This window comes from Kitasatospora sp. NPDC056327 (assembly GCF_042261735.1).
Lineage (GTDB): Bacteria > Actinomycetota > Actinomycetes > Streptomycetales > Streptomycetaceae > Kitasatospora.
Map to the genome: position 1 here is coordinate 20,660 of NZ_JBHJRC010000018.1, position 6,769 is coordinate 27,428.

Genomic DNA, 6,769 nt, shown 5'->3' on the forward strand with positions numbered 1-6,769 from the left:
AATCACTCCATGTGACAGGCCGCTCGCACTGGCCGCAGGGCTTGGCGGTGACACCCGGAGACCTCTTCGCCACTTTCTATCGATCTGATAGAAAGTGGCGAGGATTCCGCCCTGACCGTGACTTCCGTGAGGACGCCCGCCGACCATGCCGATCACCACGCCCCCCGCCGCGCCCGACCTCTCCGGATCCGCCCTGGTCCGCGCCCCCGAACGCCCCGAGCCCGGCTACTGGGCCGGCTGCCCGAGCGTGCGCTACGACCCCGGGCACGACCGCTTCCTGCTCACCTACCGCGAGCGCCGCCCGCGCGACACGGGACCCGCCGGCGGCGGCCACCAGGACCGGGGCTGGCGCTGCGCGGTCGCCGAGAGCCGGGACGGAGTCGAGTTCCGCGACCTCTGGTCGGTGGAGCGCGCCGACCTCGGTTCACCGTCCATGGAGCGCTTCGCCCTGCTCCCCCGCGACGGCGGCTACCTGCTCCACCTCAGCTACGTCGACCCCGCCGACAACCGCTGGCGGATCGACGCGCTGCGCGCCGACTCGCCCGAGGACTTCGACCTCGCCACCCGTACCCCGGTCCTCACCGCGGCCGGCACCGGCACCGAGGGCGTCAAGGACCCCTACCTGCTCGAACACGACGGCGGCGTCCGACTGTTCGCCACCGTCTCGCGCACCCGCGCCTTCACCGCGGAGGAGCGGGACCGCGCCCACGCCACGGCCGACATCCACACCACCGGCCTGACCGTCCAGCCCACCGCGCTCGCCGACTCCCCCGACGGCCTGCGCTTCACCGCGCCGCCCGGCCGCGCCGCCGAGGTCCTCGACGTCGGCACGGACACCGCCTGGGACGCCTACGAGTCACGGATCACCGCCGTCCTGCCCGACGGCACCGGCGGCTGGCTCGCGCTCTACGACGGCTCGGCCGACGCGGCCGGCAACTACGAGGAGCGCTGCGGGCTCGCCGCCTCCGCCGACCTGCGCACCTGGCGGCGCCTGACGCCGGACGGCCCCTGGCTGGACGTCCGCTACGCCGACGTGGTCGCCGCACGGGGCCACTGGTACCTGTACTACGAGCAGACCCGCGCGGACGGTGCGCACGAACTGCGGGTCGTCGTCCTGGACGAGTTCGCCGGCCTGCGGCCGTAGCACCCGCTAACGCCGCGGAGACCCGCGCCCCGAGGGCCCCGCCGGGGCTCCACCGGCGGGGCCGGGGCGGGGCTCCACCGGCGGGGCGGGGGGCCGGGGCGGGGCCGGGGCGACACCCGACGGCACCGGGCACCCCGCCCTTCCCCCTGCCCGGCCCCTCACTCCGCCCGGGCCGCGGCCACCGCCTCGGTCATCGTCAGCAGGAACCGCCGGGCCACCGCGAGTTCGGTGTCCCCGAACGCCCCCATCGCGGCGACCAGGTCGGCGATCAGCCCGCCGAAGAAGCCCTGGCCGAGCTCGATCGCACGCTCCTCCACCAGCAGCCGCACCCTGCGGCGGTCCCCCGGATCGCGCTCGCGCCGGATCAGCCCGAGCCGCTCCAGCCGGTCGACCAGTCCGGTCGTCCCGGCCGAGTTCAGTCCCAGCGCCTCGCCGAGCCGCCCCGGCGTGACCACCGTCCCGGCCCGCGCGGCGTCCAACAGGTGGATCAGCGCCCGCAGATCGGTCGGGTGCAGCCCGTTGCGCGCGGCGAACTCGGCTCCGAAGAGGTCGAGTTCGACCGTCAGCCCGCGCAGCAGATGGACCAGCTGCATCGGCGTCCGCTCCGGCTCCACCGCATGTCCTTCCCTCCAGGGTTCCCTGGACATATTCTCTCGCTCAACGAGATACATGTTCACCGAGTGAGTACGGCGAACAGGCAATCACTGGGGGAAGACTATGTCCACACGCCCTGTCACCGGCCCGCCCGCCCCAGCCTCCCTCCCGGCGTTCCTCGCCGCCTACGACGAGGCCCTCGCCCGCTGGCCCGTCCCCGTCGAACCGCTCACCGTCCCCACCCCGTTCGGCGCCACCCGTGTCAACGCCTTCGGCCCGGACGACGGCCCCCCGCTCGTCCTGCTGCACGGCGGCGGCGCCACCGGCGCCTGCTGGTCCGCCGGCGCGGCCGCCCTCGCCGGGGCCGGCCACCGGGTGCTCGCCGCCGACCTCGTCGGCGACCCGGGACGCAGCACGCTCGACCGCCCCCGCCTCGGCGGCACGGCCGACCTGTCGGCCTGGCTCGACGCCGTCCTCGACGGGCTCGGGCTCCCCGCCGCCGACCTGGCCGGCCACTCCTACGGCGGGTGGATCGCCCTCCGGTACGCCCTGCATGCGCCCGCCCGGGTCGGACGGCTCGCCCTGCTCGACCCCACCCGGTGCTTCGCCGGCTTCCGGCCCGGCTACCTGCTGCGCGCCCTGCCGCTGTTCCTGCCGCCGCGCAGCGCCGCCAAGGCCCGCGCCTACCTGGACCGGGAGAGCGGCGGCACCCACCTGGACCAGGCCTGGCGCGAGCTGTACGCGCTCGGCTTCGCGGGCTTCCCCGCCGCCCGGCCGGTCACCGGCCCGCGCCCGACCCGGGCGGAACTGCGGACGCTCACGGCTCCCGTCCTCGTCCTGCTCGCCGAACGCAGCCGCGCCCACGACTCCCGCGCCGTCGCCGACCGCGCCCGCCGTGCCCTGCCGGACGCCACGGTGACCGTGCTGCCCGGCGTCTCCCACCACAGCATGCTGTCGGCCCGCCCGGACGACCTCTACCGCCGCCTCACCGACTTCCTGGCGCCCCGCTCCTGACCCGCACCCCGACGGCATCCGCCCCGGCCTTCGGCGACGGCGGGCCGGTGAGTCGGCGGTGGGCCGGTGAGTCGGTGGGCCGGCGGCGGGCCCCGTCCCGGTCCGCGCCGAACCCTCGCCGCCCGCGCCCGGACGCGCGCACCCGCACCCGCCGCTCAGTCGTCGAACCACACGACGAGGCGCACGTTGTCGTCACCGTGCTGCGCCGCGAGCTCCTTCATGGCCCTCCAGACGGGCTGCCACTCCCCGGTTCCGGTGACGGCGTCCCGGCGGCGGATGGTGACGGACCGGTAGAGCGTGTCCCCGACGAGCCACTCGCCGCCCTCGGGCCACTCCCGCACCTCGCCCCTTTCGAGGCCGACGGCCTCGGCGAACGCGCGGCTCCAAGCGGCCTTGCCCGTCATCCTGAGCCCGTCCGGGGTCCGCCGGTACGCGTGGAGCCTGCTGTCGGGCCGCTCGGCGGGCTCGTCCCAGTCGACCGCCTCGACCTCGGCCCAGGTGATCCAGGTGATGCCGTGCAGACCGTCCTCGCCGTGCCGCTCGGTCAGCTCCGCGATCCGCGCACCGACGGCGGCCGAGAGGTCGGCGGGCAGACCCCGGCCCGCGGCGAGAGGCCGGAAGTTCGCGTAGTTGCGGACCCCGAAGAGGCAGCCGAACGCGTCGTAGTCGCGGCCCCCGTACAGGTAGCCGAGTTCGTGCGCCGCGCGCCAGGACGGCTCCCGGCCGTCCCGCGGCACCCGGTACTCCAGGAAGCCGCTGATGTCCGTACCCATGCCGGGCATTCTTCCGGTCCCGTCAACCGCATTCGTCCGCACCGGACCGCTGCGGCCGGTGCACACCGGGCCGCCCGGACCGCGGTCGATGCGTACTCGAACGCGCCGGGGGCGGCTCCCCCCGGCGGAGCGTCCCCGGGCCGTCAGCGCGCCACCAGACCGCCGATCAACGCCTCCAGAGCCGGCTTCAGCTCGTCGCAGCGGCCGCCGATGCCGGAGAAGCCCGCCTCCGCCAGCACCAGGCCCAGCGAGGGCAGCCGCTCGCGGTCCACCGCCTCCATCACCGCGCGCCGCTGGTTCGGCTCGCGCGGCGGGCTGACGGGGTGCTCGGAGAGCAGCTCGCCCAGGACCAGCTGCCAGCAGGAACGGAACGCGGCCAGCGCCCGCGCGGGCGGCAGGCCGGCGGCCATCAGGTCGGCGAGGCAGGCGTCGGTGAAGCCCAACGCGTTCGAGGCCACCATCTCGCCGCGGATCAGGATGTGCGGCACCCAGGCGTGACCGGCCATGTAGTCGTGCGCGTCGAGCATCCTGCGCAGCAGCCGCTCCTGCGGCACCGCGCCCGGAACCCCGACCGGCAGCCCCTCGGCGATCTGCTCCAGGACGGCGATCAACAGCGCGTCGCGGTCGGTCACGTGCCGGTACAGCGACGCGGGCGCGGTGCCCAGCTCGGTGGCGACGGCCCGCATGGTGAGCGCGTCGATCCCGTCGCGCTCGATCACCCGGCGCCCGGCGGCGACCACGCCCGCCGTGGTCAGCCCCGGACGCGGACGCTTGCGCCCGTACTTGCCGCGCTCCCCGCCCGGCCCGGCGGGCGCCTTCGGGCCGTCCGGCGCCACCGCCCCCTCGCCCGGCCCGGCTTCCGGCTGGTCCCGGCGCTGATCCTGGTCCTCGCCGACGCCCGGCCGGCCGCTCCGCTCTGACACGCCGCCATCCTGCCACGGCCCCGACGGCCCGCCCCCGACCTGGGCGTTTGCGTCGATACTCAAGTAAGGCTTACCTTACGCGAACGTTGTTCGCATCGGAGGACGCCATGCCCGAAGCCGCGCACCCCCACGCCACCGCCGACACCCCGTCGGCCACCGGCCCGACCGGCGCCGCACCACCCGCCAAGGCCCCGCTGACCGGGGCGCCACCCGCCTCCGCCCGCCCCGGCCTCGTACTGGCCACGGTCTCCGTCTGCCAGCTGATGGTCACGCTCGACGCCAGCATCGTGAACATCGCGCTCCCCGCCATGGGCGAGTCCCTCGGGTTCGCCGACAGCTCGCTGCCCTGGGTGGTCAACGCCTACGCACTGGCCTTCGGCGGGCTGCTGCTGCTCGGCGGCCGGATCGCCGACCTGGTCGGACACCGTCGCGCCGTGCTCGCCGGCCTGGTCCTGTTCGGGCTCGCCTCGGTGCTCGGCGGGTTCGCGCAGTCCCCGGCCCAGCTGGTCGCGGCCCGGGCCGGACAGGGCGTGGCCGCCGCCGTCCTGGCCCCGATCGGCCTGACGCTCATCATGGTGACCTTCGCCGAGGGCGCGGCCAGGGCCCGGGCCCTCGGCATCTGGTCGATGGTGACCGCCGGCGGCAGCGCACTGGGCGTCCTGCTCGGCGGGGTGCTGACCGACCTGCTCGACTGGCGCTGGGTGTTCTTCGTCAACGCGCCGATCGTGCTCGTCGGTCTCGCCCTGGCACTGCGCTCGGTCCCCGCCGTCCGCCCGCCCCTCGCCGGCCGCCCCGACGTACTGGGCGCGGTCCTCGGCACCGTCTCGATGACCGTCCTGGTCTACGGCCTCATGGAGACCGACCGCCACCCGTGGGGCTCCGCCCGGACCCTCGGCACGCTCGGCGCCGCCGTCCTCCTCGGCCTCCTCTTCCTGGTCTGGGAGGCACGCTTCGCGCGCACGCCGATCGTCCGGCTGGGCGTGCTGCGGGCCCGCACGGCCTGGGTGTCGAGCCTCCTGGTGACCCTGCTCGGCGCGGGCATGCTGGCCGGTTTCTACTTCTGCTCGCTGTTCCTGCAGAACGTCCTGCACTACGAGCCGCTGGCGGCCGGCGCCGCCTTCGTCCCCTTCTGCGCAGGGACGGCCGCGGGCAGCATCGTCGCGGGCCGCCTCACCGCACGCTTCGGCGGCCGGGTCACGCTCACGGGCGCGCTGCTGCTCACCGCGCTGGGGATGCTCTGGTTCGCCGGGCTCGACCTGGACTCGGACTTCCTGACCGGCTTCGTCGGCCCCTCGATCGTGACGAGCGTGGGCGTCGGCGTCTGCATGGTCGCCAACACCGGCATGGGCACCTCCGGCGTCGACCCGCGCGAGGCCGGTCTGGTCAGCGGACTCCTCAATGCCGGGCGGCAGTGCGGCGGCAGCATCGGACTCGCCGTGCTGTCGACCGTCGCGGTCGCCGCCACCCGCCGGGCCGCCACGAACGGCGACGACGCACGGGCCGCCCTCGCCGCCGGCTACGACCAGGCCTTCCTGGTCACCGCCGGGGTCCTCGGAGTGGCCGCCCTGCTCGCGGTCCTCTTCGTGCCGCCCCGCCGACCGACCGCCCCGGACCACTGAGCGCCGGGCCTGTCGACCCGTCGGTTCACCGATCCCTCATCCGGGCGTCCCGGGCGGATGCCGTCCGCCCGGGACGCCCGGGCTGCCCGGACCGCCCGGATCGTGCGCGGTGCGGGGCGCGGGGTCGAGCCGCCGCCTCAGTAGACCAGGTAGCCCGGCCGGCGCCCCTCGTCCTCGATCTCCCCGGTCGCCTGGGCCTGCAGCTTGCGGGACAGTTCCTCCAGCGCCCGCGAGGCCGCGAGCTCCTCGCCGATCCTGGCGAGCGGACGGTCCTCCGCACTCTTGAGCGCCTCACCGTGGGCGCTCAGCCCGGGCGCCCGGGCGCCGGTCAACCTCGCCTGGCATCCCGTGTGAACGCCGTCCTCCTCGAAGCTCAGCTCCACATCCCACTGGTTGTGCATGCCACACACCTCCTGGCGCCGACCCCCGTCGCGCCCGCTCGGGCCGGTGCGGGCGGTGCACACGCGGCGGCCGCTCCCACAAGCGTGCGCCCGACGCCCCGACAGCGGCAACCGCGCACGACACGCCCGACCGCCGAAGCGACACCGCTCCACGGCGCACACATCCGGTGCGGGTGGCGCGGAACGGGGCGGCACAGGTTCGGGCGGTGGCCGGGTGGTGGGGGGGGGCCCCCCCCCCCCCCCGATCGCCGGGGACCCCGTGTTGGCGGGCCCACCACCAAAAAACCCCCCCCCCCCCCCC

7 protein-coding genes are annotated in these 6,769 nt (G+C 75.7%); 3 read left to right on the forward strand and 4 right to left on the reverse strand.

The annotated features are described in order from the left end of the window. The first annotated feature begins 145 nt into the window (after nucleotides 1-145). Nucleotides 146-1,144: a hypothetical protein gene (locus tag ACFCX4_RS04850; protein WP_376139011.1), complete on the forward strand. Its 999-nt coding sequence runs from the start codon at nucleotides 146-148 to the stop codon at nucleotides 1,142-1,144. Between the two features lie 158 nt (nucleotides 1,145-1,302). Here ACFCX4_RS04850 and ACFCX4_RS04855 read toward each other — a convergent pair whose 3' ends face one another. Beyond that, complete coding sequence (locus ACFCX4_RS04855) at nucleotides 1,303-1,737, reverse strand: MarR family winged helix-turn-helix transcriptional regulator (RefSeq protein WP_376139012.1); 435 nt, start codon at nucleotides 1,735-1,737, stop codon at nucleotides 1,303-1,305. 124 nt (nucleotides 1,738-1,861) lie between these two features. Here ACFCX4_RS04855 and ACFCX4_RS04860 point away from each other — a divergent pair, with 124 nt between their 5' ends. After that, nucleotides 1,862-2,752 (forward strand): alpha/beta fold hydrolase, encoded by an 891-nt coding sequence (locus tag ACFCX4_RS04860; RefSeq protein ID WP_376139013.1) that lies wholly within the window; start codon nucleotides 1,862-1,864, stop codon nucleotides 2,750-2,752. 155 nt (nucleotides 2,753-2,907) lie between these two features. Here ACFCX4_RS04860 and ACFCX4_RS04865 read toward each other — a convergent pair whose 3' ends face one another. Together ACFCX4_RS04865 and ACFCX4_RS04870 are read right to left on the reverse strand one after the other, a co-directional pair. Further along, nucleotides 2,908-3,525 carry a hypothetical protein gene (locus tag ACFCX4_RS04865; protein WP_376139014.1) on the reverse strand — a complete coding sequence of 206 codons (618 nt, stop codon included), beginning with the start codon at nucleotides 3,523-3,525 and terminating at the stop codon, nucleotides 2,908-2,910. Nucleotides 3,526-3,668: 143 nt separating this feature from the next. Next, the gene (locus tag ACFCX4_RS04870) at nucleotides 3,669-4,448 is read right to left on the reverse strand and encodes a TetR/AcrR family transcriptional regulator (RefSeq protein WP_376139015.1); all 780 of its coding nucleotides are present in this window, start codon (nucleotides 4,446-4,448) and stop codon (nucleotides 3,669-3,671) included. Between the two features lie 107 nt (nucleotides 4,449-4,555). On the opposite strand from ACFCX4_RS04870, the gene ACFCX4_RS04875 reads away from it, so the two are divergent. Continuing rightward, a complete protein-coding gene (locus ACFCX4_RS04875; protein ID WP_376139016.1) occupies nucleotides 4,556-6,067 on the forward strand; it encodes an MFS transporter in 1,512 nt (503 codons plus the stop codon). 137 nt (nucleotides 6,068-6,204) lie between these two features. Here ACFCX4_RS04875 and ACFCX4_RS04880 read toward each other — a convergent pair whose 3' ends face one another. After that, nucleotides 6,205-6,468, reverse strand: coding sequence for a dsRBD fold-containing protein (locus ACFCX4_RS04880; protein WP_376139017.1), 264 nt, complete (start codon nucleotides 6,466-6,468; stop codon nucleotides 6,205-6,207). Nucleotides 6,469-6,769 lie beyond the last annotated feature (301 nt).